Raw genomic sequence first — 26,295 nt, forward strand, 5'->3', positions numbered from 1 at the left:
TCCCCTCGGGGGGTGGCACGATGAAGGCGGAACGGCAGGCTCGACGAGAACAGGGACAGCGGCACATGACCGATGTGGGCACCGGTCGTACGAATCGCAGGTCTCGTGAGCGGCCGGTGCGGGCGATCAATTCGTGGTTGATCGGTGCGGCGGTCGCCGTCGGGACGTTCCAGCTGTTTCTGCTGCCGCTGTTTCTGCTGCCACACGATCCGGTGTGGGGTTGGTCGCTGCTGGCGCCGGTATTGCTGACCACGCCGTTCTGGTCGCTGATCCACGAGGCCGTGCACGGCTCGCTGATCCGCGAGCGCGAGGTCAACGACCGGTGCGGACGCGTACTGGCGCTGCTGTACGGTTCGCCGTTCGCGATGCTCAAGATCGGTCATCTGCTGCACCACCGGTACAGCCGGACCCGGGAACGCGCCGAGATCTACGATCCGGCGAAGTCCAGTTGGCCGAAGTCCGCACCCGGCTACTACGTGCGGCTGTGCGGCGGTCTCTACCTGCTCGAACTCGCGGCATTGCCGCTGGCCGCACTCCCGGTCGCGGCGATACGCGGGGTGGGCCGGCGGGTCGACGCGCCCGATTCGGTCGCCGGGCCGCTCTTCGAACGGATCGCACAGGTCAAGGTGCTGCGGCAGTTCCGCGCCGACGCGGCCGCGATCGTGCTGCTCTACACCGCGGCATTCCTCGCCTACGGCTGGATGCTGGTCGCGGCGCTGGGCGGGCGGGCGTTCGTGATCTCCCTGTCCGACAACGCCTACCACTACGGCACCGAGCTGGACGCACCCCTGGAAGCGCTGAATCTGCGCCTGCCCCGCGTCCTGGAACAGGCTGCGTTGAGCTTCAACCTGCACGGCGTGCACCATCGTCACCCGGGTCTGCGCTGGTACGAGCTGCGCGCGGAGTTCCTTCACGAGAACGGTCACTACGACCTCGGCTGGGCCGCCGCGGCCGCACGCCAGTTCCGCGGCCCCATCGAACTCGGAACAGAGCCGCGGTGATCGACGTCCGAGGAGATTCCCGCCGCCACGATATCTCGTCGGCGGCGGGACCATCGTGACTAGTCCTTGTGCACCAGCGGTCCCAGCGCCTTTCCGGCGAGTTCCAGCACACCGGGCTCGTGGCCGTTGGTGACCATGTTGACGATGATGCCGTCCACGCCGTGGTCCAGCACGCGGCGCTGCACCTGCTCGGCGACGTCGTCGGGGGTGCCGACGAACTGACGGTCGGTCAGATCCGCGCCGGGCTGCCTGGCCGCCACTTCGGCCTGGAGCTTGCGGGCGCGATCGCCGTCCTCGTCGACGATGGCGAAGCCCAGGAAGCTGGTCTCCAGGGTCTCCGGATCGCGGCCGTTCTCCTCACATCGCGCCCGCACCGCATCGATCTTGCGCGGCAATTCGCTTGCATTGCAGATGATGTTCAGGTGATCCGCGTAGCGAGCGGCCATGCCGAAGGTCTTCTTCTCCCCGCCGCCGCCCAGCATGATCGGCAGGTCATCGCGGATGCGAGGCTCGTTCAGCGCCTCGCGGGTGTGGTACCACTTGCCCTCGAAGGTGGGATGTTCCCCGTGCAGCATCGGCGCGATGATCGCCAGCGCCTCCTCCAGTCGTTCGAAACGCTCGGTGAAGGTGCCGAATTCGTACCCGTACCCGATGTGTTCGAACTCGAACCACCCCGCGCCGATGCCGAGCACCGCGCGCCCGCCGCTCACCACATCCAGCGTGGTGACGGTCTTGGCCAGCATCGCCGGATTGCGATAGGTGTTCCCGGTTACCAAGGTGGACAACTGAATTCGCTCGGTCGCGGTGGCCAGTGCCCCGAGTGCCGTGTACGCCTCGAGCATCGGCTCCTCGGGCGCTCCGAGATTGGGCAGCTGATAGAAATGGTCCATCACGAACGCGGCATCGAAACCCGCCGCCTCCGCCGCCCGAGCCTGCTCGATCACCGAGGGAAACAGCTCCCGCGCCGACGCCGCATGGCTGAAATGCGGCATCTGATACCCCAGCCGAATCCTCCGCTTACCGGCCGATCCGGAACCTTGCGTCTGTGCGTTCGTCATGAGGGAAACGCTATGACCTGGAGTGCACTCCATGTCAACGCGAACCGGCGCGGTTTCGCTGTGAGTGATCACGGGGCCGCGCGGCCGGTCGGCCGGGCTGCTTTCACCCGTGTTCGGTGAGATACTCCACGTACAGCGGCCGCAGGATTTCCGCGATGTCGCCCTCTCCGGCGTGCACGTAATCGTCCAGCATCGGCAGCACGTACTTGATGTCGGCGGCGCTCTCACCGACATTGCCCGTCGCCGCCTCGGCCGCGGGAATCTGCTCCAGCAGCCGCCACAGGAAGCGCACGTCACCGTGGCGCACGGCGTACTTGACGGCACGGTCGTGCAGCTCCTTCGACGAGAGCTTCTCCAGTTCCACAGCATCGGCCATACGACGACTCTATCGGCTCGGAACGTGTGTGGCGCGCGCGTCACGGCAATTCGTGCCGCGATGCAGGCACGGCGCAGCAACTGTCGGTCAGCTTCGCCGTGAAACGTGCCCACGACGCGCCCGAACCGGACGATGACCGGTGCGTGCTGCTCGGCCGGCTCTGGCCGCGCGGCCTCGGCAAACAGCAGGCGCACGTCGATGGGTGGTTGCAGCCGATCACCCCGTCGGACTATCTGCGCCCACGCCGACCGCAGCAGCGCGGCGCGGAGTTCGCCACCAGGCATCGGACCGAGCTCGCGGACGAGGAACACCGGCAGGGCTTCGGGCATCCGCGTGAGTTGCGCGAGGCCGGTCCGGTCACTTCGCGGACCGGTGTGAAAGACCTTGCGCACAGCCATATTCCGGTGCTGCTCGCGCGATCCGGCGCGGAACTTCCCTGATTGCCGGGAATGTCCGAGACCGCGCTCGGCGGTTCGGCCGCGGCGGTCGCACGCGGCCCGTGCGACACCGAAACCGCTCGAGCAGCGGATTTTCGTGATTCGGCAGCCGTTTGCGCGAATGACTCGCTGAGATACATATCACACCGGGGCATCGCGCTCGCATCCCCGGTCCAGCCGCACGTTAACGGGAACTTCACCAACACGCTTGCCGAACCGGCGAGCCGGATCGGCTGAACCGCAGTAACGTCGGATGTGCGGGCCGCGTAGGTGTGGTTCGTACGGGAGGTCCTGATCGTGGCTGAGCAACTCAGTGCGAGGGGGCCGGCACCCGGCCCTCGGGTCGAATGACCCCGGGGCGGACCGGTCCAGCGAGATAGGTCCGGGCGGGTGTAGCCCGGACAACAAAGGAGCCCACCGTGACTGATGCACGCTCCGTCATCGCTTCCTCGAATGCCCGCTCCGATGTGAGCGGAGGCTCCGGAAAGGGAGCCCACACCTCCGGGTCCGGTCAGAAATCCGGATCGAAAACCTTCGTGATCGACACCTCCGTACTGCTGTCGGACCCCTGGGCAATCACGCGCTTCGGCGAGAACCAGGTCGTCCTGCCGCTGGTGGTGATCAGCGAACTCGAGGCCAAACGCCACCACCACGAACTCGGCTGGTTCGCCCGGGAAGCGCTTCGGCTGCTGGACGATCTGCGAATCGAATACGGTCGGCTCGACGAGCCGATTCCGATCGGGTTCCTGGGCGGCACGTTGCACGTGGAGCTCAATCACACCGATCCGGAGGTGTTACCGGTCGGATTCCGCACCGACACCAACGATTCCCGCATCCTGGCCTGCGCGCTCAATCTGGCTGCCGAGGGCCGCACGGTGGTGCTGGTGTCGAAGGACATTCCGTTGCGGGTCAAGGCCGGTGCGGTGGGTCTGCAGGCCGACGAATACCACGCGCAGGACGTCGTCACCTCCGGCTGGACCGGGATGACCGAACTCGATGTCGCCGCCGACGTCGTGGACCGGCTCTACGCCGAATCCTCGATCGATCTGGACGAGGCCCGGGACCTGCCCTGCCACACCGGAATTCGCTTGCTCGGCACGAACGGCAGCGCGCTGGCCCGGGTGACTCCGGACAAGCGGGTGCAACTGGTGCGCGGCGATCGGGAGGCGTTCGGGCTGCACGGGCGCTCGGCCGAACAGCGGGTCGCGCTGGATCTGCTGCTGGACGAGAGCGTCGGCATCATCTCCCTCGGCGGTAAGGCCGGCACGGGTAAATCCGCGCTGGCGCTGACGGCGGGTCTGGAAGCGGTGCTGGAACGCCGGTCTCAGCGCAAGGTGGTGGTCTTCCGTCCGCTCTACGCGGTCGGCGGACAGGAACTGGGCTATCTGCCCGGATCCGAGAGCGAGAAGATGGGCCCCTGGGCGCAGGCGGTGTTCGACACCCTCGACGGGCTGGCCAGTCCGGAGGTGATGGAGGAGGTGCTCAGTCGCGGCATGCTGGAGGTGTTGCCGCTGACGCACATTCGCGGCCGGTCCCTGCACGATTCGTTCGTGATCGTCGACGAGGCGCAGTCGCTCGAACGCAATGTGCTGCTGACGGTGCTGAGCCGGTTGGGCAGCGGGTCGCGGGTGGTGCTCACCCACGACGTCGCCCAGCGCGACAATCTGCGCGTCGGCCGGCACGACGGCGTCGCGGCGGTGATCGAGAAACTCAAGGGGCACCCGCTGTTCGCGCACGTCACGCTGACGCGCAGCGAACGGTCGCCGATCGCCGCACTGGTCACGGAGATGCTGGAGGAGTATGGCCCGCACGCCTGATTGCGGATAATTTGCAGTACTGGGAAATCTCGAGAAGTCGGCAGGTATATTCCGCCGAGATACCTGTTCGGCGCGACTCAGTTGAAACACCAGTGATTCGCTGAGTTGTAGCAGGGCACCGGCTGTGGGTTGCCGGTGGTCCGTTCTGTGCGGGCCGTCGGCAACCTCACTCGAGAGGATGGATATGCACCACTTCGCTCGACGCTCGGCCGCGACGACCTTGACCCTGGCCACGGCGGCACTGCTGTTCACCGCCGCGTGCAGCAGCGATGACAACAACAAGTCCGCCACCACGTCCCCGGCCGCCGGCGCCGCGAAGGAGTCCGGCGAGAAGAAGACCGCCGCCAAGGAGTCCGGCGCGAAGGAGTCCGGCGCGAAGGAGTCCGGCGAGAACGAAACCGGCGAGAACGGTGCCGCGGCGGAGACGAAGATTCAAACCCCCGCCGGCGAGATCGCCGTCGCCGGCCACGTGCTGGCCAAGTACAACGAGATGGGCGGTCCCGCGGGCACCCTCGGTGCGCCGACCGGCAACTCCATGAACGGCCCGAACGGTGGTTCTTGCCAGGAGTTCGTCGGCGGCGCGATCTGCTGGAGCGAACAGACCGATGCGCATGTGGTCTGGGGCGAGATCCGCAAGGCGTGGGACAGCAACGGCGGCATCAACGGCAACCTCGGCTATCCGACCAGCGACGAGAAGGACATCGCCAACGGTAAGCAGAGCGATTTCACCGGTGGCAGCATCACCTGGGTGAACAACCAGACCTCGGTGACGATGAAGTAGTCCGCGTCGTGCTGTGTAGCAGCCCGGGGACGATGTTCCCGGGCTGTTGTACGGTAGATCCCCGTTTCGGTCCCCGAGTAGGTAGGTTGTCCGCGTGCAAACTCTATTGACCGATCGTGAGCTGCTGGAATCGCTTGCGGCGGAGGTGGAAGAAAATCTGCGGCGACACATCGCCACAGCCGACGGCTGGCAGCCGCACGATCATGTGCCCTGGGACGATGGTCGCAACTTCGCTTTCCTCGGCGGAACCGACTGGGAGCCCGGCCAATCCGAACTCGGCGAGGTCGCGAAGCTGGCGCTGACCATCGGTGTGCTGATCGCCGACAACCTCCCTTCCTACCATCGTGAGCTGGGTAAACACCTGCGCATCGGCCCGTGGTGGCGGTGGGTCGGCCGGTGGACCGCCGAGGAGAATCGGCACGCGATAATGCTCCGGAACTATCTGATGGTCACCCGCGCGGTCGATCCGGTCGAACTCGAGCGGATGCGGATGTCACATATGACCACCGGATTCCGCCGTCCCGCACTGCATCTGCCCGATGTGCTGGCCGTCAGCGCGTTCGAGGAGCGGGCTGCGGCGATCCGGCATCGCAACACCGCGGCGCTGGGGGAGAATCCGATCGTGACCGCGATGTCCGACCGCATCGCCGCCGACGATGAACTCCAGTCCGAATTCTTCGCCGATCTCGTCGCCGCCGCGCTGGACCGCGCGCCCGATCAGACCGCGCGCGCGATCGCCGACCGGGTCGCAGACTTCGCGGTCCCCGAGATCACCCTCGCCGACGGCCGCTCCAGCACCGCGATCCTGGCGGAGGCGGGTATCTACGACCCGGCCCGCGAACCCGAGCTCGTCTTCACTCCGCTCCTGGCCCGCTGGAACCTCTTCACCCGCACCGACCTCGGTGAAGTGGGCGACAAGGCCCGAGCCGAACTGGCTCACCTGCGCTAGCGACGTGTGGAGACGGGAGAGCGCACCGCTTTCCAGAGGCCGGTCATCGTGCCTCGCAGGAAGTCTTCCCAACTGAAGTGGTCGTGCCAGAGGGTGATGCGGCCGTCGACGAGTTCGAACGTGCCGCACACCCAGAAGGCGATCTCGATCGGGCCCGCGCGCAGGTAGTCGGTGCGCTCGGTGAGGACGGTGTCGCCCTCGGAGGCGGGCCGGCCGTCGGCCTCGATGGCGATGTGGTGCATATCGACGCGGAAGCCGAAGGATTCCCGCGACAGGCCGCGCAGCAGGCCGCCGACGCGGCCGACGCCGCGCACATCGGGCAGCGTGGTGTTCTTCCAGACGATATCGGGGTCGAGCAGTTCGAGCGCCTCGTCCACCGCGCTCATCTCCAACGCCGCGAAGAATTCGCGAACCGTGGTGATCGCATCCTGCCGTAGCTCGGGTTTTTCGGACATGCTCCGACTGTATGCCGCGGCGGGGTCCGAATCCATGGAATCGGGGCGCGTTCGGCCCGCCGTGTTCGCCGGTTCTGTGCCTTTTGTTCGCCGGTGGGTGTGCGGGTGCCGGAGAGCGGTCGCTCGGATGGGCTCGGCTCGGGCCGGCGACGGGGGCTCGTCGGTCGGTTCAGCTCGCGGGCGGTGGTTCGGAACCGGTGCCGTCGAGCTTCCGGGTCGCGATGAGGACCGCTAAGCCTTCGAGGATGCGATCGATTCCGAAGTGCAGGGCGTTGTCGCGGGCCTCGGGCGCGACGGGTTCGCTGAAGGCCGCGAGGGTGTGCGGATAGCGATCGGCCCGATCGGCCAGGGTGCGGGACAGCTGATCGGCCATCTGGCTCTCCAGGCCGCCGCTGTTGCCGCCCAGGGCGGCGTGGGCGAGGGTCTGTGCCTGGCCGGAGAGCAGTGCGAGGGTGTCCAGGCGTTCGGGACCGGTCAGGCCGCTGTCGGCCAAGGGTGCCAGACCGGCCTCGAACCAGCCGATCTCGTTGGGCCCGAGTGGCCGTGCGGTGACCAGGATGCCGAGCATCCAGGGGTGCTCGCACAAGCGCTGATAGGTCGTCAGGCACCAGGCGCGCAGCTGGGCGCGCCACGGCTGTTCGGCCGAATCCTTAGTCGCCGCAACGAGATCGGGCGTCTCGCCCATCGCGGCGTCCAGCATCAGCGCGGTCAGCTCGGCCTTGCCGGGGACGTAGCGGTACAACGCCATCTTCGCGCAGCCGAGCCGCTCGGCCAGGCGCTGCATCGAAAGGCTCACCAGCCCTTCGGAATCCGCGAACGCGATCGCCTCGGCGACGATGCGGTCCAGCGAGAGCGAGGGTTTGGGCCCGCGCTTGGGCCGCTGCGCGGTGCCCCACAGCAGTTCGATAGCGGTCGGTGCGGTCATCTCACCATCCTTACCGATCGGGCCTTGACGCCGAAACTGTGTCCACCGTACGCTAATTTGCGTCCGATAGACACAGTTAAAGAAAAAGCGGGGCTCACCATGCGTAATCAGACCGTTCTCATCTCCGGCGCCAGCATCGCCGGGCCCGCCCTGGCCTATTGGTTGCACCGTTACGGCTTCGAGGTGACCGTTGTCGAGCGCGCGCCCGAACCGCGCCCCGGAGGCCAGGCCATCGACTTCAAGGGACCCACCCACCGCACGGTGCTCGAGCGCATGGGTGTGTGGGAGGAGATCGTGCGGCACCAGACCGGTAAGACCGATATGATCTTCGCCGACGACGCCGGCCGCGAATTGGCCGTGATATCAGGCGATTTCACCGGCGGTGACGTGGAGATCCTGCGCGGCGACCTGGCCCGGATTCTGTACGAGCAGACCGCGGGCCGCTGCGAATACCTGTTCGGCGATTCGGTCGCCGCGCTCACCGACACCGCCGAGGGCGTCCGCGTCGAATTCGAGCGTGCGCCCGCGCGCACCTTCGACCTGGTCTTCGGCGCCGACGGAATTCATTCGCGGGTGCGCCGCCTGGCCTTCGGGCCGGAGTCCGATTACGTCCACCACCTGGGCTATTACTACTGCATCGCCGGTGCGCCCGGATGGGGTCACGATGCGAACGGACCGCGCGTGCGCGGGCGGGCGTCGGCCTACAGTGCGCCGGGCAAGCTGGCCGTGCGCGGCGGGGCCAAGGCAGCGCACCACTACATCTTCGCCTCCCCGGTGCTCGATATCGGCCGCGACGATGTGGCCGCGCAGCAGCGCCTGGTCGCGGAGCAGTTCGCCGGGCTCGGCGGGCCCATCCCCTCGATGATGGCCGAACTGCCCGGACTCGATCCGTTCTACCTGGATTCGATCAGCCAGGTCCGGATGAAGGGGCACTACACCAAGGGGCGGGTCGCGCTGATCGGCGATTCGGCCTATGGAAATACCTTGGGCGGCTTCGGAACCGGGCTCGCGGTCGTCGGAGCCTATGTCCTGGCCGGTGAATTGGTTACCGCCGGTGGCGAATACGCGGGTGCGTTCGCCCGCTACGACGAAATCATGCGCCGCTACGCCAAGATCGCGGGCAACTCCAACGCCGGGCGGTTCCTCGCGCCGCGGACCGCGCGCGGTATCGCGATGCGCAACTGGTTCGTCGGCTCACGCGCCTTCGGTCTCATGACGCGGTTCAGCGACAACGCCGCCAAGGATATCGAACTGCTGAATTACCCGGAAATGGTCGGCGCGGCCGAATGAATCGGCCGGGCCGAGCTGTCCGGTGATGCCGGGTCCGCGAGAGGGAGTATCTACTCGGACTCCGTCACCTTCGCCATGGACAATACGTCCAGTCGTCGGTCGAGTTCTTCGAGGGAAAGTTCGTCGCCGATCAATCCGCGGTCGATGACCGTTTGGCGGATCGTCTTGCCTTCCTGCAGCGCCTGTTTCGCCACCGCGGCGGCCTCCTCGTAACCGATCGCCGAATTCAATGGCGTGACGATCGAGGGGGAGGACTCGGCCAGCTTGCGCAGGTGCTCGACATCGGCGACGAGTCCGTCGATGCACCTGTCCGCGAACAAGCGGGATACGTTGGCCAGCAACCGAATCGATTCCAGGACGTTGCGCGCCATCATCGGGATGTAGACGTTCAGCTCGAACGCGCCGTTCCCGCCACCCCAGGCGATCGCGGCGTCGTTGCCGATCACCTGTGCGGCTACCTGCGTAACCGCTTCCGGCAGAACCGGATTCACCTTTCCCGGCATGATGGAGGAGCCCGGCTGCAGATCCGGGAGCCGGATCTCGGCCAGACCGGTCAGCGGGCCCGAACCCATCCAGCGGATATCGTTGGCGATCTTGGTCAGCGAGATCGCCACGGTGCGCAGCGCGCCCGAGACCTCCACCAGCCCGTCCCGAGCGGCCTGGGCCTCGAAATGATCTGCGGCCTCGGATAATTGGTCGAGGCCGGTCGAACGCCGGAGTTCGGCGACCACGCGTCCACCGAAACCTTCGGGTGCGTTGAGTCCGGTGCCGACCGCGGTGCCCCCGATGGGCAGCTCGCCCAGCCGTCCCAGCGTCGCGGTCAGGCGGTCGATACCGGCCTCGACCTGCCGGGTGTACCCGCCGAACTCCTGTCCGAGGGTCACCGGCACCGCATCCATCAGATGGGTGCGGCCGGACTTCACCACGGTGCGCCACTCGCTCGCCTTGTCCAGCAAGCGAATTCGCAGATGATCCAGGGCCGGTACGAGATCGCGCACCACGGCCTCGGTCGCGGCCAGGTGCGTGGCGGTGGGGAAGGTGTCGTTCGAGGACTGCGACATGTTGACATCGTCGTTGGGGTGCACGGTCACCCCGGCCGCCGCGGCCAGGCCGGCGATCACCTCGTTGGCGTTCATATTGGAGCTGGTGCCCGAGCCGGTCTGGAACACGTCGATCGGGAACTGATCGTCGTGAGCGCCTTCGGCGATCTCGTCAGCCGCTGCGATGATCGCCTCGGCCTTGTCGGAGTCGAGCAGCCCCAAATCCCGATTCACCGTCGCGCAGGCCGCCTTGAGCAGCCCCAATGCCCGAATCTGCGCCCGCTCCAGCCCCCGGCCGCTGATCGGGAAGTTCTCCACCGCCCGCTGTGTCTGCGCCCGCCACAACGCCGCAACCGGAACCCGAACCTCGCCCATGGTGTCGTGCTCGACGCGATACTCCGTCTGCTCAGTCATAATTCCGAGCCTAGGCCCGCACACAACCACAGGGGTCAGCCACGCGTGAGGCTTTTCGCACATGTCACCGAGGAATAACGCCCCGCGAATACCCGCCCGTCAGCCCGATTTCCCCGCACGGACCACGCGAACCGACGACCGAGCGGGCATCGCGGCAAGTTGACAGCCAATCCACTCAGCCGCGAAACCTCTGTACCTGAACACACACGCCGGTCGATGGCTCGAATACGTCAACTTTTCCTGATGCCGCAGGCGAGCCCCAGAAAAGCGAGATCCCCTCCACAGGGCAACTTCACACATGCCCAGCGACGAAGCGCGCCTGCCCACTGGAGCAGTCACCCGAGCACGCCGGCGGATACGCCGAGTACTGAACTCTTCCCGATGTCTCCCCGATGCCGCAGGCGAGCCCCCGAAAAAGTGCGGTTTCTCCCCAACTGGGCCACCTCGCGACGTGCCCAACGGCGAATCGTCTCTGTTCGCTGGCAGTCGCCCGCGAAGCGAAAGGCTCAGCAACACCAACCCCAAGGTTTTCGGCGCGGGCTCGTCGTTCAGCCCTCGAAGCGCATGGCCGAAGGCCGAGTCTCGAGGGCTGAACGACGAGCCTTACAGCGCCGAAAACCCCGCCGCAGCGAAGCGGAGGCAGATATCACGGCATCGGCGGCACAGCGTGTTCGTCCCCCTCGAAGTTCACCGAGGAATACTCCCGCAGCTTCGTCAGCCGGTGATAGGCATCGATCATCCGCACCGTCCCCGACTTCGACCGCATCACGATCGACTGCGTCGACGCGCCGCCGGAGAAATAGCGCACGCCGCGCAGCAGGTCGCCGTCGGTGACTCCGGTGGCGCAGAAGAACACGTTGTCTCCGGAGACGAGATCCTCGGTGACCAGGATGCGATCCAGATCGTGCCCGGCGTCGAGCGCCTTCTGGCGTTCCTCGTCGTCCTTGGGTGCGAGCTTGCCCTGCAACTCGCCACCCATACAGCGCAGCGCGGCGGCCGCGATGATGCCCTCGGGCGTACCGCCGATGCCGATCAGCATGTCGGTGCCGGAGTCGGGACGCGCGGTCGCGATCGCACCGGCGACGTCACCATCGGAGATCAGCCGGATTCGCGCTCCCGCGTCGCGCACTTCCTGGATGTGCCGGGCATGCCGCGGCCGGTCGAGCACGCATACGGTCAGGTCGGAGACCGAGGACTTCTTGGTCTTGGCCACCCGGCGCAGGTTCTCCGCGATCGGCACGGACAGATCGATCACATCGGCCGCATCCGGCCCGACCGCGATCTTGTCCATGTAGAACACCGCCGACGGATCGAACATCGCGCCGCGCTCGGCCACCGCGAGCACGGAGATCGCGCCCGGCGAGCCCTTCGACATCAGGGTGGTGCCGTCGATCGGGTCCACCGCGAAATCGACCTCGGGGCCGGTGCCGTCGCCGACCGCCTCGCCGTTGTACAGCATGGGCGCCTCGTCCTTCTCGCCCTCACCGATCACGACGATTCCGCTCATCGACACCGTGGCCACGAGCTGGCGCATCGCGTCCACCGCGGCACCGTCGCCGCCCTCCTTGTCGCCACGGCCGACCCAGCGGCCCGCGGCCATCGCGCCGGCCTCGGTCACCCGGACCAACTCGAGTGCGAGGTTGCGGTCCGGGGCCTCACGGCGGCTGGTTGCGGGTGTGGGTGCCGTCATCTGCGGTGCCTCCTCGTTGTCTATTGCTTTGAATTGTCGCAGAACGGTCAGAACATCCCGTCGGGTACTACCGTTCCACTTTCGTCGCGGCGGACCCGATGCTGGTCCGCGCGCTGTGATATCGGCCTCGTTTCCGACCGGCCGTCGGCAGCGTGGCCCGGCCGCCCTGGTCGGCGCACCCCTCCGGAGCGCGGTGCGCAGAATGCGGCGCGGCATACTGGGGGCGTGGCAAATCAGAAACCCCGGATCCTCAACGACTATCGGGACCTGCTCTGGTCGTTGATTCCGTTGCTGTTGATCTGTGTGGTTTTCGCCGCTCTCGCCCAACAATGCAGTTTCTCACCCGGCGCACCGACGACCGGCAATATTCCGTATTTCGACGTCAAGGCGGCCCTGCAGGACGACGCGCGCACACTGCCGTTCCCGATCCGGCAGCCGAGCCTGCCCGAGCACTGGACCGCCAACTCCGGCAGCCGCGACACCATCAGCGGCGCCGGCGGTGGGACGCTCAGCACCGTCGGGTACATCACGCCCGAGGGCACGTATATGCAGCTGACCCAGTCCAACGCATCCGAATCCGCACTGGCTGATCACATTCTGCAGACGCGCAGTCCCTCGGGGTCGCAGAAGGTGGGCGATCAGACCTGGACGGTCTTCCACGTGCAGGGCAACGAACCGGCGTGGATCACCGAATTCGGTTCCGTCCGAGTGCTGATCAAGGGTGCGGGCAACCAGTCGGCATATACGACTCTTGCCGGTGCGGTGGATGCCGCCCAACCGCTGCATTCCTGACTCCACCTGCGGATTCGTGATCTTGATTCGGCTCGCTGAGATTCGATTCGGGTAACCGTCAACGACTCTCGCTGCTTTTCGGCTAACGTTGGCCGGGTGGATCGCGCGGACTTGGCTTGGCTCGAGCGGGTACTGGATCGGCCGATCATCGAGGCGGCGGCTGCCGAATGGGGAGCCGGTGACAACACCAGTCTGGTGACCGTCGCCGACGGCAGTGGCGTCGTCGTGCAGCGATACCGGCGGGGCGGTGAGGCCGACCGCCGGATGCGGATCATGAATGCGTTGCGAGATCCCGCCGCCGCCAAGGGAATTACCATTCCGGCCATTCGCGCCGCCGATATCGGGGCGCAGCCGCCGTGGATCGCCTTCGATATGCTGCCCGGCTCGCCGAGCGCCGAAATCGCCATGGACGGACCGCATTTCCCCGCACTGGCTCGGGCCATGGGCGCGATGCTCGCCGATTTCTCCGAATTGCCCTGTGTGGATGTGGAACTCGACGATATGTGGGCACGGCCCCGATATCTGGCCGCCCGCGCCGACGCCTGGGCCGAATGTCTGGCTCCGGCATTGTCGGCCGCGCAGAGCGCCGCACTGGAGCGGGTGCTCGCGGATCTGCCCGCGCTGTTCGACGGCCGCCCAGCGGTTTTGGCACACGGCGACTACGCGCCGGTGAACATCCTCGTCGAGGACGGTGCGATCACCGGACTGCTGGATTTCGAATCGGTGCGCGTCGCGGATCCGCTGTACGACCCGGCGCGCTGGGCCTGGTCGGTCGGCTTCGCGGGCCGCGACGCACTGGCCCGGTCCTGGCCCGAATTCCTCGGCGGAGCCGGTATCGACCCAGCCGAACCCGCACTGCCGGAACGCATCCGGTCATTGCAGGTGATCTGCACGATGGAGATGCTCGCCGACGCGGATCTCGCGCCGGGACTGTGGCGGATCGTGCACGACCGGCTGGTCGGCCTGCTGGGCTGAGTCGGCGTGTGGACTACCGATCGAACGTCCGGGTGGTGGCGAGCGTGGTGATCCGGTTGTCGTTGCCGGAGTCGCGCAGTTCCACCCGGCCCAGGCCGTGCTGCGCGGTCGCGGTGGCGATCACCGGTCCGACCCGCGCCGCCTGGAGGTAGCGCAGGCCGAGGAAACTCAGGCCATTCGAGGGGGTGAGGGACAGAGCCGCCTCCTCGGCGGCCAGGGCGATCAGGCCGCCGTTGACGGTGCCCGCGGCATTGAGCCCATCCTCGTTGCGGGGCAGTACCGCGACGCCCGGATCGCGACGTTCGCAGCGGGCCCGCTCGGCCAGCGGAACGGCGAGTCGCGTGCGGCCCGGGGGCATGTCGATGCTGAGTTTGCGCGGCAACTGGACGTCCGGATTCGGCGCGGCCATGAAGGAGGTCGCGCCGAAGCCGATCGGCACGTCGTCGACGGTGAACTCGATCTCCGCGACGAAGACCGAGCGGCCCGCCTTGACCGTGCGGCCGACCGCGCGCACCTCACCCGAGCCCGGTGCGGGCCGGAACAGATTGACGTCCAGTTCCAGCGTCATCGGCACCCGGGGGTGCAGGACCAGCGAGGCAAGCAGACCGCCCATGGTGTCGAGCCAGATAGCCAGGACGGAGGTGCGTAGATGGGTGGTGCCCGGGACGTGCATCTGCGGGGTGATCGTCGCCGAGCCGTGCAACTCGTCGCCGACCCGCCGAGTGGCGAAACCGAGTTCGAGCAGGATGTGCCGACGTCTGTCCAACTGGCTGTCGACGGTGGTCACGGCATCTCCTCCGGCTCGGCGGAGCGGGCGGCGCCGCTCGGCATCCATCCAGAGAACCGCACCATGAGCCCGTTGTGCAAGTTCCATTTTCGATATCGAGAGTGACGTTCTGCACTCGGCGGTATCAGTAGCGGCGAAGATCGACCTGCCCGCAACGGGCTATTCCGCGTCGGCTTCACGGCGGGACAGCGCGTCCTCCACCCGTTTGCGCGCCCCGGCCAGATGCTCCTCGCAGCGGGTCGCCAGCGCCTCGCCGCGCTCCCACAGGGCCAGCGAATCGTCCAGATCCATACCGCCCTGTTCGAGCATCTTCACTACGTTGACCAGTTCATCGCGGGCGCGTTCGTAGCCGAAACTCGCGATCTCGGCGAGGTCACTCTCGGTCATGAGGGGACTCCTTCGTAATGGTCCGGCCGGCCAGTGCGGCCGCGCTGATCGCGCCGTCGGTGACCCGGATGCGCAACTGGGTGCCCGGCGGGGAATCGGCCACCTCGTGGATGACATGCCGTTCCTTGCCCGAAACACGTTGCACCACAGCGTATCCGCGAGCGAGAGTGGCGGCCGGTCCAACGGCGGTGAGCTTGTCGCGCAGATGCCGGGTCGCGGTGGACTCGGCGGTGAGGGTGTGTTCGACCGCGCGCCGAGCCGCGGTGCGCAACCGCTCGGCCTCCTCGTAGCGCTGGTCGAGCTGGCGCAGCGGATCGGCCAGCACCGGTCGCGAGCGCAATTGGTCCAGTGCTCGCAGTTCGCGTTGCACCCAGCCGCGCAGGGCCGCGGCCGAACGCTCCTGCCACTCCCGGACCATCGCCAGTTCCGCGGCCGCGTCGGGGACGATGCGCTTGGCGGCGTCGGTGGGAGTGGCCGCGCGCAGATCCGCGACGTAGTCCGACAGCGGATTGTCCGGCTCGTGCCCGATCGCGCTGACGATCGGCGTCGTCGCGGAAACGATGGCGCGGCACAGGGTTTCGTCGGAGAAGGGCAGCAGGTCCTCCACGCTGCCGCCGCCGCGGGCGAGCACGATCACCGCCACGTCCGGATCGCGATCCAGTTCGGACAGGGCGTCCAGGATCTGCGGTACCGCCGTCGGCCCCTGCACCGCGGTGTTGCGGATTTCGAAACGCACTGCGGGCCAGCGGTTCCGGGCGACGGTCAGGACATCGTGTTCCGCGGCGCTGGCGCGTCCGGTGATCAGGCCGATGGTCCCGGGCAGGAACGGAATCGGCCGTTTGAGGCGCGGATCGAACAGGCCCTCGGCGGACAGCAGCGCCTTGAGCCGTTCGATGCGGGCCAGCAGTTCGCCGATGCCGACCGGGCGAATCTCGGTGATACGCAACGACAATGTGCCGCGCCCGGTGAAATAGGACAACTTGCCGTACACGACGACGCGGCTGCCCTCCTGCAACGGAATGGCCGAATTGCGCAGCAGCGCCGGATCACACGTCACCGACAGTGACATGTCCGCGGCCGGATCGCGCAGCACCAGAAAGGCGGTGCGAGTTCCCGGACGAACGTTCATCTGGGTGATCTGACCCTCCACCCAGACACTGCCGAGCCGGTCGATCCACTGCGCGACCTTCAGCGCGATACTGCGCACCGGCCATGGGTTCTCCGCCGAATTGGACTGCCGGGCCGACGCCGGATTCCCCTGTCCGCCGGAGGCCGCCGTATCGGCGGTTACATGTGTGTCGGGATCGGTCACTACAGCGCCTCACCGATATTCGGCGCTCGACCGCGGTCGGGCCCGGGCTCGATCACCGCTGCGCGCCGGTGTGCGGCGCGGCGGTGGCCGGCGAGCGGGTGTGCGCGGGCGCCGTGGGTGAATTCGGTCACTTGGCCTGCACGGTGGCAATCCGGTTGGTCAGCATTGTCACGAACGCCGCGCGGTCCCGGGTGCGGCGCTCGTACTCGAGCAGCGCGGTCAGATCCTCGACGGTGAACATCCGCAGGCGGGCGCGCAGCTGGGCCAGCGTCATGGTCAGGTAGTCGTACCGGGCCGCGATCTCGGGCTCGACGACCTCGTCGCCGGATCCCTGTTCGTCGCCGGAAGACGTTGCGGCGGTTTGTGCTTCGGGCTGCGCCGACTCGGGTGCGCCGGGCTCCTCGACCGGTGCGGGCACGTCCGACACGGTCTCGGGCGAGGCATACAGGTCGAAGCGGCTCAGCGAAGCCTCGCGGGCACTGGTGAAGACCGGTTCGGAATCGTCCTCGTCCTCGTCGAAGGTGGCCCAGGCGGGCTGTTCCTCCGGACGGTTGGTCAGCTGATCGAACACCTGGTCGCCCTTGAGCGCGAGACTGGTCACGAACTGCTGGGCATGCATGGTGGTCTGCAGCAACTGACTGATCGCGGTGATCGGCAGGTGCATCGCGGTTGTCGGCAGCCGACGGGCTTCCTCCACGGCATAGACGGCTGCCCCGGCGGCGACACGGGCGAAGAACGGCGGTCGAAACATAGCCCTAGCCTGCCCGATTCGCCGTGTGAAGCAAAGGAGGGAATCCACGTGCGCCATTCTCGTCGCATCTGTTCGTCGTCATGTCGTCGGGCCGTGATGCCCGTGCGGGTGAGCGGACTCACAATTCGCCACGCCCGTCCTGCCACGATACCGGCCGCGACCGCGCGCGTGTCGTCACCTGTGCGCACGTAAGCTGGGGGCCATGTCCTCGGCAATCCCCTTGAACGTCGGAATCGCCCGGTCCGCGGGCTCGAGTGCGGCCGGTGCCGCCAAGCGTGTCCTGCTCGCCGAGCCGCGCGGCTACTGCGCCGGTGTGGATCGTGCGGTGGAGACCGTCGAGCGCGCCCTCGACAAGCACGGTGCGCCGATCTATGTGCGCAAGGAGATCGTGCACAACCGGCACGTGGTGGAGACCCTGCGCGAGCGTGGCGTGGTCTTCGTCGACGAGACCGCCGAGGTGCCCGAGGGCGCGGTGGTGGTGTTCTCCGCGCACGGCGTGTCGCCGATGGTGCACGCGGCCGCCGCCGCCCGCGGCCTGCACACCATCGACGCCACCTGCCCGCTGGTCACCAAGGTGCATCAGGAGGCCAAGCGGTTCGCCCGCGACGATTTCGACATCCTGCTCATCGGCCACGAGGGGCACGAGGAGGTCGAGGGCACCGCGGGTGAGGCCCCCGATCACGTTCAGCTCGTCGACGGTCCCGACGCGGTCGACGGCGTCCGTGTGCGCGACGAGAACAAGGTGATCTGGCTCTCCCAGACCACGCTGTCCGTGGACGAGACCATGGAGACCGTGCAGCGGCTGCGTCAGCGCTTCCCGAAGCTGCAGGATCCGCCGAGCGACGATATCTGTTACGCGACCCAGAACCGGCAGATCGCGGTCAAGGCGATGGCGCCCGAATGCGATCTGGTGATCGTGGTCGGCTCGCGCAATTCGTCCAATTCCAAGCGTCTGGTCGAGGTCGCGCTGAACGCGGGCGCGGGCGCGGCCCACCTGGTCGATTTCGCGCGCGAGGTCGATCCGGCCTGGTTCGAGGGCGTGCGCTCGGTCGGCGTCACCTCCGGAGCCTCGGTTCCCGAGATCCTGGTGCGCGGTGTGCTCGATCTGCTGGCCGAACACGGCTACGCCGACGTCCAGCCGGTCACCACCGCGAACGAGACCCTGGTGTTCGCCCTGCCTCGCGAGCTGCGCGCCGCGCGTCAGTAGCTGGTTCGCCCGCCGCACGCGACGGGTGTTGGTCGCCCGATCCGGTGGGCGACGGCCTTTCGGGACGCCCGGATCGCCGGTCGGCCTCGGGGGAGCCGGTGGGTTCAGTGCTCGATGCGACCCGAATCACGTTCGCGGTAGCGGACGTTCGGGCGCGGATGCGGCGGGACGTCGCCGTAGTCGGCTGCGCGTGCGCGGCGTTGCGGCTGCGGTTCCGCGGAACGTTGACGCGGCTCCTGTGCCCGGCGGCGCGGCTGTTGTCCGGTGGGCGGCGCCGCGCCGCGCTCACGCGGCTGTGCCGGGGACTCCGCGGCCCGGCGGCGCGGCTGTGGTTCGGCGGAACGCTGGCGGCCGGATTCGGCGGGCCGCTGCCGAGGCGGCGTGTCGGCCTCGGCGCGCTGGCGGGCGGTGGCGGCGACCTTCGCACGCTCGGCGGTGCGTGAGCCTTGGGAGGCCGATACCCGCGGCGGGCGCTCGGCGACCCGTCCGGTGGTCTTGCGGCCTCCGCGTGTCGGCTTCGTGGCAGCCTTCTCGTCAGTGGCGGACTGTGCGCGGGTGCGGTTGCGCAGGGAGTCCGACGAGCCCGTGCTCCGGCCGCGGCGCGAACGGCCGGCCTCGGCCCTCGCGCCCCAGGAACCGCCCTTGCGCGCCCGGCTGCCGCGCGCACGCGGTTTGGCGTCCTCCAAGCGGCGCTGCAGCACCAGGCGACCCACGCCGATCGCCAACACGATCACGGTGGCGGTGGCCATCACCGGGAAGCGGTTCACCAGCGGGATCCCCTGGTTGAGCAGAATGTCCTTCATCGAGGACGACGTATGGTCCAGCAACTGCCCGTAGGCGACCGGCACGGCGATGAACAGCAGCAGCGGCGGGGTGACCATGGTGGTGAACAGGCCGCGGTAGCGAACCGCCAGCGCGGCCAGCGCGCAGCCGATGATGTAGGCACCGGCGAACACGTTGGTCAGCTCTCTGCTGTCGCCGCTTGCGTCGATGAAAAACCCGATCAAAGTGCACGCCACCGCGATCAACACCGCCGCACCGGCCGGGATGCCGGGCACCGACGGGATGATCGAGCGGTGCGGTGCGGGCACCTCGGATCGGTCGCGTTGGGTAGCTGCCACGTAAAGCACACTATCTGCCGCAACCGGAACGTGTATCGAGGCTGGGCGGATGAACTGGTTACTCGTTGATGTCTGAGAACCCCGCAACGCGCGGTCGCGACTCGATGTAGCGGATTGCCGGGACCTCTCGATCGCCGATGTCCAACTCGTGCAGTCGCCGCGCGGTGACCAGTACGCGCGACTCCACCGAGCCCACTGTCTGGTTGAAAGCGTCCACCGCCTTTGCCAGTTGGCCCCCGAGCCGGTCCAGGTGACCACCCACCACACCGAGCCGGGCATACAGTTCCCGACCCAATTGCTGAACTGTTGCCATCTCTTTCGAGATTGCGTCCTGTCGCCAGCCGTAGGCGACGGTGCGCAGCAGTGCGACGAGGGTTGTCGGCGTTGCGAGGATCACGTTTCTGGCGAATGCGTACTCCAGCAGACCGGCGTCCGCGTTCAGTGCGGCATCCAGGAACGTTTCGCCGGGCACGAACAGGACCACGAATTCGGGTGCGGGATCGAAGGCGGCCCAGTACTTCTTCTCGGAGAGCTGATCGATATGGGCGCGCAAGTGTCTGGCATGGCGGGTCAGATGTTCGGCCCGTACTCGGGGGTCGTCTTGTGCGGTGGCGTCGAGATAGGCCGTCAGCGGGGCCTTGGCGTCCACGACGATGTGGCGGTCACCGGCGAGGCGCACCACCAGATCGGGACGCACCGTGCCGTCCCGGCTCGCGCGGGTGACCTGGGTGTCGAAATCGCAGTGCCGCGACATTCCGGCCAGTTCCACCACCCGTTCGAGCTGGATCTCGCCCCAGCGCCCGCGGATCTGTGGTGCGCGCAGGGCGGAGACCAGCTGTCCGGTCTGCGTGGCGAGTTGATGGGACAGGTGCTGCATGCCCGCGACCTGTTCGCGCAGTCCCGCGTAGGCGTCGATGCGGCGGTGCTCGACCTCGGCGAGCTGCTGATTCAGTGCGCCGACCGCCTCGCGCAGCGGTGCCACCAGCGTGCCGAGAGCCTGTGAATTGCGCTGTGCGGCATCCTCGTTCGCCGCGCCGAGGGAATGTCGCAGCAGATGCTCGTTATCGCGCAGAGCGGCCAGTTGTGCCTCGGCCCGCCCGGCCCGCGCCAGATGACCTAGCCAGCCGAGCCCCAGCCCGGTGCAGAACACCACGAACATCGCTACCAACGTCGGTGCGGTCATGACTGCAGATAGTGCCGTATGCCACCGACAAGTTCGGCGCCGCGGCAAATACCTAGCATTTGCTCGGTGTTCGTGACGGCCGCGATCGATCGGTTGCGGGCCGATCGGGAGCGGAACTTTCTGCGCCGGTCTCGGGGTGGCGAATTCGAATCTGTCGGTGCCATCGCCTACGGTTTCGCGGCATGCGGTTGCTGCACACCTCCGACTGGCACATCGGGCGGACCTTCCACGGTGTGGATCTGCTGGCGGATCAGGCGCGTTCGCTCGAATCGCTGGCCGAGATCGTGGCCGAGCAGCGGGTGGACGCGGTGCTACTGCCCGGTGACGTCTACGACCGGTCGATACCGAGCGCCGACGCGATCGCCGTGTGCAACCGGGGATTCGAGGCGATTCGGTCCGCGGGTGCGGTGATCGTGGCCACCTCGGGTAATCACGATTCTCCGACCCGGCTCGGCGCGCTCGGCAGTTTCGCCGCGGCAGGCGGATTGCATCTGCGCACCTCCGTGGCGGACCTGCGGCGTCCGGTGATATTGCGCGACGAGTACGGCGAGATCGCCTGCTACGGCATTCCGTACCTGGAGCCGGAGATCACGCGAGTGGAACTGGGTGTGCCACAGGCGCGTTCGCATGCCGAGATCCTGGATGCGGCGATGGGCCGGGTGCGTGCGGATCTCGAAGCGCGTGGCGGGATGCGCTCGGTGGTGCTCGCGCACGCCTTCGTCGTCGGCGGGGAGGCGACCGGCTCGGAGCGGTCGATCTCCGTGGGCGGGGTGGAGACGGTGCCGATGGGTGCGTTCGAGGGCGCCGATTACGTGGCCCTCGGACATCTGCACTCACCGCAGACACTGTCCGAATCGATCCGGTATTCCGGTTCGCCGCTGCCGTATTCGTTCGCCGAACGGTCCCATCGCAAGGCGGTGTGGATCGCCGATCTGGGCCCCGAGGGGCTCACCGGCGTCGAGCGGCACGACCTCCCGCAGGTGCGGGGACTCACCCAGCTCACCGGCGAGCTGGAGGACCTGCTCGGCGACCCGGCCCATGCCGAGGCCGAGCAGCACTACGTCTCGGCGAACCTCACCGACCACGCTCGTCCGGTCGATGCCCTGCGCCGTCTGCGGCAGCGTTTCCCGCATGCGGTCCACGTGGAATGGGTTCGCCCCGAAGGCAATCCGGACCTGCGCTACCGTGAGCGGGTGCACGGCCGCCGCGACACCGAAGTAGCGCACAGCTTTCTCACCGATGTGCGCGGCGAACCCACGGGCGCCGAAATGGATTGGCTGGCGCGCGCGTTGGTCGCCGCCACCACCGAACGCGAGGTTGCCGAAGCGCAGCCGGTCGATGCGGGGGAGCGCACGGCATGAGTGATCGGGACGGTGGGAGAGTGGTCGGATGAGGCTGCATCGGTTGGAGTTGACGGCGTTCGGGCCGTTCGCCGACACCGCGGTGGTGGATTTCGATGTGCTCGGGGGCGACGGGCTTTTCCTGCTGCACGGGCAGACCGGGGCGGGGAAGACGACGGTGTTGGACGCGATCGCGTTCGCGCTGTACGGGAAGGTTCCGGGGGCGCGGGGGGACAGTAAGCGGCTGCACTCGGATCACGCGGACCCGCAGACGCCGCCGCGGGTGGCGCTGGAGGCGACGCTGGGCGGTCGCCGGCTGCGGCTGACTCGCTCGCCGGAATTCCGGCGGCCCAAGAAGCGTGGCGAGGGCTGGAAGGATGAACAGCCCAAGGCCACCTTGGAATGGCTGGACGGTCGCGGCCAGAATCTGTCGCGGCTCACCGATATCGGCGACGAGGTGATCCGGCTGCTCGGGATGAGCGCCGATCAGTTCTTCCAGGTGGTCTTGCTGCCGCAGGGCGATTTCGCGCGATTCCTGCGCTCGGAGAACGAGGATCGCGAGAAACTGCTCGAAAAGCTCTTCGACACCGAGCGATTCGGCACCGCCGAACAGTGGCTGGCGCAGCGCCGCCGGGACAGCACCGCCGAACTCGATACGCAGCGGCAGAGTATCGACCGGCTCATCGGCCAAGTGGTCGTCTCCGCGGGTGTGGGCGCCACCGAGACCGTCGGAATTCTGGAGGCGACCGAATGGTCGCAGCAACTCCTCGCCGCCGCCCGTGCCGATCTGGCGACCACGAAAGCCGAACTCGCGCAGCGTCGCGAGGATTCGACTGTGGCTCACGCCGCCGCCGAGCAGCAGCGCCGCCTGCACGAATTGCATCGCCGCCTGTCCACGGCACGTTCGCAACTGGAGGACTACGCCTGCACCGCGGAACTGCGCGCTCGTCGGCGCATCGAATTGGATCAGTCCCGGCGCGCCGAGCCGGTCGCCACCGCCCTCGAAGAGGCTCGCACGGCCGCGACGGCCCTCCGCCGCCGCACCGGCGAATCCCTCGACCTCGCCGAACGCCTCGCCACCAGCCTGCTCGAACCACCCAGCGCCGAACTTCCCGGAACCGTCTGGGCCGCAGCAGATCTGGCCGCCGCTGAACTCGCCGGCTCCGACCTTGCCGCCGAACTCTCGGCCATACCGCCGACCCCCGAGCAGAGCCGGAGTTTCAGAGCAGATTTCGACGATCCCGGCGTGAGTTCCGGTGCATCCGGCAAGGCGGTGCTGGAGGTCAGCGACGACGCCGCGCCGAATCGTCGGCGACGAGGATCGGACAACGGGTCCGGCACTTCGGCCGACCATGCCGCGGGGACGTCTCGACGCGCGGACGGCTCGGCGATCGATGCGGACGTCGCATTCGATGGTGCGCCCGGCCGACGGTCGCTGCCTGCCGGTCCGTCCGAGGACGCTGCCGATACGCTCCCCGCGCCCGATGCGCCTGCGGCCGATAGTGCCTCGGATCCGCTGAGACAGGCGCGCCGCGGCGTGTCGGAGGATGACGATCCGATGCCGAATGGTGCGGCGGACGCACTCGTGGGCGGGGTGGCCGGTACCTCGAGGGAGCCGGAGGATCCGGCGACCCGAGCGGCTGCCGATCGGGCGCCGGTCGGTTATGTCGAACTCGAGTTGTTCTCGATCGATCCGATGCCGGAGGCCGTGGGTGCCGAGCCCGAGGTGGGCGGCCGGCGGAATTCCGCCGAGGCCGGGGAGGGTGCCGGGCGGCGAGGGTCGGGTGAGAATGCCGGTCGGCGGGTGAGCGGGGCGCGGAAGGCGGCCAGGACCGCTGCGGGGGATCGGCCGCTGCGGGTGCTGGATTCGGCGGCCGGTTGGGCTGTCGACGTCGGTGAGCCCGGACTGTTCTCGGTGGAGTCGCGGTCCGCGGGCGAGGGTTTGCCCGGTGGTTCGGACGGAACCGGAGCTGTGCTTCCGGCCGCTGAAACCGGCGTGGTCACAGCCGGATTCGAGGATGCAGCCGCGGAAGATTCGCGTTCGGAGGTCATTACGGCCGAAGCCACCCGGAGCGTCGAACAGACTGCTGGAGTTGATGATTCGAGTCGGAAGCCCGTCGCGAACCAGGAACCGGGCCAGGCGGTCGGCGGTGAGAATGCCGACTCCGATGTGCGGGAGACGTTCCGGGACGATGGCACCGAGGCCGAGCTCACCGGCATCGATGCGGCGATTCAGCGGTGGTCGGCGCAGATCGGTGCGCTGGACGAGGTGCGCGGCGACGCGGAATCGGCGCAGCGGCTGAATGTCGAACTCGCGAGGTTGCGCAAGGAGCAGTCGGCGCTGCGATCCGCGATGGCGAAGCTGTCCGCCGACCGGGCCGCAATGCCGGAAACGATTGCCGCGCTGGATGTCCGGGTACGCGAAGCGGAGCAGGCAGCCGCTGGGCTGGCCGGATTGCAGGCGGAATGCGAACGGCTGCGCACGGCTTCGGAGGCGGCGACCGAACTCGCCGCCCGCCGCACCGAACTCGCCCGCGCCACAACCGCATTCGAGTCGGCGCGAGTGGCGCACGTCGATGCCCGTGAGCACACCCTCGCGATCCGCGAGCGCAGGCTCGCCGGAATGGCGGCCGAACTGGCGGGTGCGCTCGCCGACGGACAGCCGTGCGGCGTATGCGGTTCCGCGGAACATCCGGCCCCGGCCCAGCCGACCGCGGCCGCCGCGTCCAAGGCCGACGAGGAACGTGCGGTCGCCGCCGAACGTACCGCTGAATCCGCCCGTGACCGCACGAAATCTCGGCTGTCCGAGCTGGAGAACGACATCGCGGTGCTCATCGCTCGCGGCGGTGAGGGCGATCGGGCCGAGTTGTCCGCCGCGCTCAACGTCGCCACCGAACGTTACAAATCCGCCCGCCGCGCCGGCGCCCGCGTCGAGGAGCTCACCGGCGAGCTGAACCGTTCGCGCGCCGACGAGACGCGCCTGCAGAGCGAACTGCGTGAACTCGATGTCCGCAACAGTGCCGTGGTCGAACGTGTCATCGCCGCCGACCGCCGGATGGCCGAGCTGACCGAGCGGCTGCGCACCGCCGCCGGAGCGGACGGCACGGTGGATCGCCGCCGGGCCCGCTTGGATGCCCTCGTGCGCGATGCCACCGAACTCCGCGCCGCCCGAACCGAAGCCGATGCCGCCCGCGAACAGGTCACCGCGGCGGCTCGCCGAGTGGAGCAGCTGGCCCGTGCGGCCGAGTTGGTCACACTCGCGGACGTGATTGTGCCCGAGAGCGGTTCGGAGCCGGACTACGGTGTGCTGGCGGCATATGCGAAGGTCGTCGACGCCGCCACCCGCACCCCACAGCAGCAGAGCGAGATCGAGCGTGAGCTGAGCGCGGCCGACAGCACGCGGGCGCACGCCGAAGCGGTTCTGGCCGAACCCGATATCAAAACCGCCGCGGATGCCGAACTCGACGATCCACTGGAGCTGGAAGCCCGAGTCGCGCAGGCGCGTACCGCGCTGGATGCGGCTGTGGCCGCCCACTCCCAGGCCGAACATCGGGTGCAGCAGCTCGAGGAGTTGGGCACGCAGCTGTGGGCTGCGGTGGATCGCATCACCCCGATGCAGCACGCACATGACGAGCTGGCCGCGCTGGCCGACGTGGTGGCCGGTCGCGGCGAGAACAACCGCCGTATGTCGCTGCGTTCGTACGTACTCGCGGCCAGGCTCGAGGAGGTGGCCATCGCCGGTTCCGTGCGCCTGCGCCGAATGTCCGGTGGCCGATACGAATTCGTGCACACCGATGTCGCGGGACGCAATGGCCGGCGCGGCGGTCTCGGCCTGGACATCCGCGACGACTACACCGGCGCGATCCGTCCGGCCAAGACTCTCTCCGGCGGCGAAACCTTCATGGCCTCACTGGCTCTGGCGCTCGGCCTGGCCGATGTGGTGGCCGCCGAGTCCGGCGGTCTGGTCATGGACACCCTGTTCATCGACGAGGGCTTCGGCAGCCTCGACGCCGACACCCTCGACGCGGTCATGGGCGTTCTGGACGATCTGCGTTCCGGCGGACGCGTAGTCGGCATAGTCAGCCACGTCGACGAGATGCGCCAACGCATCCCCAGCCGCCTCCACGTCATCCGCCAACCCACCGGCTCCCACCTGGAAACGATTGTCGCGTAACGCGTGCCAGCCTGCATACTCCGCGGTCCTGGT

Annotated in this window: 24 protein-coding genes; 11 read left to right on the forward strand and 13 right to left on the reverse strand. The window is 67.9% G+C overall.

Annotation, left to right across the window (positions count from 1 at the left end):
* The first annotated feature begins 65 nt into the window (after positions 1-65).
* Positions 66-1,001 (forward strand): fatty acid desaturase, encoded by a 936-nt coding sequence (locus NV1_RS18645; RefSeq protein ID WP_067893233.1) that lies wholly within the window; start codon positions 66-68, stop codon positions 999-1,001.
* 59 nt (positions 1,002-1,060) lie between these two features.
* Here NV1_RS18645 and NV1_RS18650 read toward each other — a convergent pair whose 3' ends face one another.
* Together NV1_RS18650 and NV1_RS18655 are read right to left on the reverse strand one after the other, a co-directional pair.
* On the reverse strand, positions 1,061-2,059 hold the full coding sequence (locus NV1_RS18650) for an LLM class F420-dependent oxidoreductase (protein ID WP_067892973.1): 999 nt from the start codon (positions 2,057-2,059) through the stop codon (positions 1,061-1,063).
* 103 nt (positions 2,060-2,162) lie between these two features.
* Positions 2,163-2,435 carry a hypothetical protein gene (locus NV1_RS18655; RefSeq protein WP_067892974.1) on the reverse strand — a complete coding sequence of 91 codons (273 nt, stop codon included), beginning with the start codon at positions 2,433-2,435 and terminating at the stop codon, positions 2,163-2,165.
* 98 nt (positions 2,436-2,533) lie between these two features.
* Here NV1_RS18655 and NV1_RS18660 point away from each other — a divergent pair, with 98 nt between their 5' ends.
* From NV1_RS18660 to NV1_RS18680, 4 genes are all read left to right on the forward strand, one after another.
* Positions 2,534-2,875: a DUF488 domain-containing protein gene (locus NV1_RS18660; protein ID WP_245713794.1), complete on the forward strand. Its 342-nt coding sequence runs from the start codon at positions 2,534-2,536 to the stop codon at positions 2,873-2,875.
* Between the two features lie 533 nt (positions 2,876-3,408).
* Positions 3,409-4,689: an RNA 5'-3' helicase PhoH2 gene (phoH2, locus tag NV1_RS18670; RefSeq protein WP_373864630.1), complete on the forward strand. Its 1,281-nt coding sequence runs from the start codon at positions 3,409-3,411 to the stop codon at positions 4,687-4,689.
* A gap of 184 nt (positions 4,690-4,873) precedes the next feature.
* Positions 4,874-5,470 carry an LGFP repeat-containing protein gene (locus tag NV1_RS18675; RefSeq protein ID WP_067893237.1) on the forward strand — a complete coding sequence of 199 codons (597 nt, stop codon included), beginning with the start codon at positions 4,874-4,876 and terminating at the stop codon, positions 5,468-5,470.
* Between the two features lie 94 nt (positions 5,471-5,564).
* Positions 5,565-6,419, forward strand: a complete 855-nt coding sequence (locus tag NV1_RS18680; protein ID WP_067892979.1) for an acyl-ACP desaturase — start codon at positions 5,565-5,567, stop codon at positions 6,417-6,419.
* On the opposite strand, the gene NV1_RS18685 is transcribed toward NV1_RS18680, so the two are convergent.
* Together NV1_RS18685 and NV1_RS18690 are read right to left on the reverse strand one after the other, a co-directional pair.
* Complete coding sequence (locus NV1_RS18685; protein WP_067892981.1) at positions 6,416-6,874, reverse strand: limonene-1,2-epoxide hydrolase family protein; 459 nt, start codon at positions 6,872-6,874, stop codon at positions 6,416-6,418. The genes NV1_RS18680 and NV1_RS18685 overlap by 4 nt on opposite strands.
* A 169-nt stretch (positions 6,875-7,043) precedes the next feature.
* Positions 7,044-7,799, reverse strand: a complete 756-nt coding sequence (locus NV1_RS18690) for a TetR/AcrR family transcriptional regulator (protein ID WP_067892983.1) — start codon at positions 7,797-7,799, stop codon at positions 7,044-7,046.
* A gap of 99 nt (positions 7,800-7,898) precedes the next feature.
* Between NV1_RS18690 and NV1_RS18695 the strand changes: the two genes are divergently transcribed.
* A complete protein-coding gene (locus NV1_RS18695) occupies positions 7,899-9,089 on the forward strand; it encodes an FAD-dependent monooxygenase (protein WP_067892985.1) in 1,191 nt (396 codons plus the stop codon).
* Between the two features lie 50 nt (positions 9,090-9,139).
* Here NV1_RS18695 and NV1_RS18700 read toward each other — a convergent pair whose 3' ends face one another.
* Positions 9,140-10,543: a class II fumarate hydratase gene (locus tag NV1_RS18700; protein WP_067892987.1), complete on the reverse strand. Its 1,404-nt coding sequence runs from the start codon at positions 10,541-10,543 to the stop codon at positions 9,140-9,142.
* A gap of 646 nt (positions 10,544-11,189) precedes the next feature.
* Positions 11,190-12,233 carry a class II fructose-bisphosphatase gene (gene glpX, locus NV1_RS18705; RefSeq protein ID WP_067892989.1) on the reverse strand — a complete coding sequence of 348 codons (1,044 nt, stop codon included), beginning with the start codon at positions 12,231-12,233 and terminating at the stop codon, positions 11,190-11,192.
* Positions 12,234-12,458: 225 nt separating this feature from the next.
* On the opposite strand from glpX, the gene NV1_RS18710 reads away from it, so the two are divergent.
* Complete coding sequence (locus NV1_RS18710; protein ID WP_067892990.1) at positions 12,459-13,025, forward strand: DUF4245 domain-containing protein; 567 nt, start codon at positions 12,459-12,461, stop codon at positions 13,023-13,025.
* A gap of 96 nt (positions 13,026-13,121) precedes the next feature.
* The gene (locus NV1_RS18715) at positions 13,122-14,000 is read left to right on the forward strand and encodes an aminoglycoside phosphotransferase family protein (protein WP_067892991.1); all 879 of its coding nucleotides are present in this window, start codon (positions 13,122-13,124) and stop codon (positions 13,998-14,000) included.
* 13 nt (positions 14,001-14,013) lie between these two features.
* On the opposite strand, the gene NV1_RS18720 is transcribed toward NV1_RS18715, so the two are convergent.
* The 5 genes from NV1_RS18720 to NV1_RS18735 all read right to left on the reverse strand — a co-directional run bounded on the left by NV1_RS18720 (position 14,014) and on the right by NV1_RS18735 (position 17,237).
* Positions 14,014-14,787 carry a PaaI family thioesterase gene (locus NV1_RS18720; RefSeq protein ID WP_067893239.1) on the reverse strand — a complete coding sequence of 258 codons (774 nt, stop codon included), beginning with the start codon at positions 14,785-14,787 and terminating at the stop codon, positions 14,014-14,016.
* A gap of 159 nt (positions 14,788-14,946) precedes the next feature.
* Positions 14,947-15,174 (reverse strand): exodeoxyribonuclease VII small subunit, encoded by a 228-nt coding sequence (locus tag NV1_RS18725; protein ID WP_067892992.1) that lies wholly within the window; start codon positions 15,172-15,174, stop codon positions 14,947-14,949.
* Positions 15,161-16,381, reverse strand: coding sequence for an exodeoxyribonuclease VII large subunit (xseA, locus tag NV1_RS18730; protein WP_067893241.1), 1,221 nt, complete (start codon positions 16,379-16,381; stop codon positions 15,161-15,163). Before xseA ends, NV1_RS18725 begins: the two co-directional genes overlap by 14 nt.
* A gap of 104 nt (positions 16,382-16,485) precedes the next feature.
* Positions 16,486-16,617 carry a hypothetical protein gene (locus NV1_RS46395; RefSeq protein ID WP_281181856.1) on the reverse strand — a complete coding sequence of 44 codons (132 nt, stop codon included), beginning with the start codon at positions 16,615-16,617 and terminating at the stop codon, positions 16,486-16,488.
* Entirely contained in the window at positions 16,614-17,237 is a 624-nt protein-coding gene (locus NV1_RS18735) for a lipid droplet-associated protein (RefSeq protein WP_067892994.1), read from the reverse strand. The genes NV1_RS46395 and NV1_RS18735 overlap by 4 nt, the downstream gene beginning before the upstream one ends.
* Positions 17,238-17,439: 202 nt before the next feature.
* Between NV1_RS18735 and NV1_RS18740 the strand changes: the two genes are divergently transcribed.
* Positions 17,440-18,444, forward strand: coding sequence for a 4-hydroxy-3-methylbut-2-enyl diphosphate reductase (locus NV1_RS18740; RefSeq protein ID WP_067892997.1), 1,005 nt, complete (start codon positions 17,440-17,442; stop codon positions 18,442-18,444).
* Between the two features lie 104 nt (positions 18,445-18,548).
* Here NV1_RS18740 and NV1_RS18745 read toward each other — a convergent pair whose 3' ends face one another.
* Both NV1_RS18745 and NV1_RS18750 read right to left on the reverse strand, forming a co-directional pair.
* The gene (locus tag NV1_RS18745; RefSeq protein ID WP_067893001.1) at positions 18,549-19,565 is read right to left on the reverse strand and encodes a DUF6542 domain-containing protein; all 1,017 of its coding nucleotides are present in this window, start codon (positions 19,563-19,565) and stop codon (positions 18,549-18,551) included.
* 58 nt (positions 19,566-19,623) lie between these two features.
* Positions 19,624-20,748, reverse strand: a complete 1,125-nt coding sequence (locus NV1_RS18750; RefSeq protein WP_067893004.1) for a DNA recombination protein RmuC — start codon at positions 20,746-20,748, stop codon at positions 19,624-19,626.
* Between the two features lie 182 nt (positions 20,749-20,930).
* Here NV1_RS18750 and NV1_RS18755 point away from each other — a divergent pair, with 182 nt between their 5' ends.
* Both NV1_RS18755 and NV1_RS18760 read left to right on the forward strand, forming a co-directional pair.
* The gene (locus NV1_RS18755) at positions 20,931-22,109 is read left to right on the forward strand and encodes an exonuclease SbcCD subunit D (protein ID WP_067893006.1); all 1,179 of its coding nucleotides are present in this window, start codon (positions 20,931-20,933) and stop codon (positions 22,107-22,109) included.
* Between the two features lie 28 nt (positions 22,110-22,137).
* Positions 22,138-26,262 (forward strand): AAA family ATPase, encoded by a 4,125-nt coding sequence (locus NV1_RS18760; protein ID WP_067893015.1) that lies wholly within the window; start codon positions 22,138-22,140, stop codon positions 26,260-26,262.
* Positions 26,263-26,295 lie beyond the last annotated feature (33 nt).

This window comes from Nocardia vaccinii NBRC 15922 (assembly GCF_001613305.1).
Taxonomy (GTDB): Bacteria; Actinomycetota; Actinomycetes; order Mycobacteriales; family Mycobacteriaceae; genus Nocardia; species Nocardia vaccinii.